Annotated in this window: 1 pseudogene; it reads right to left on the bottom strand. The window is 72.5% G+C overall.

The features are described from left to right. Window positions 1–233 (bottom strand): annotated as a pseudogene (locus B4M60_RS00300) (ArsA family ATPase); the annotation flags it as partial.

Genomic DNA, 233 nt, shown 5'->3' with positions numbered 1-233 from the left:
GAGGCGTCCTTGAGCATGGACGACCCGACGACCGCCGACACGCCGCGCATCGCCGTGCTCATGGCGCCGGTCATGAGGCGCCCGACCCCGCGGCCGGGCGCGGTGAACAGCCGCATGAGGCGGCTGTCCATGAAGGCGCCGAGGCGACGCGGCGCGTCGAGGAAGTCCAGGGCGTTGCGCGAGGGTGGGGTGTCCACCACGACGAGGTCCCACGTCGAGTCCTCGAGCAGCTG

This window comes from Dietzia sp. UBA5065, from assembly GCA_002415925.1.
Classification (GTDB): domain Bacteria; phylum Actinomycetota; class Actinomycetes; order Mycobacteriales; family Mycobacteriaceae; genus Dietzia.
Note: the sequence above shows the minus strand (reverse complement) of the source record. Positions and strands in the feature narration are given on the sequence as shown.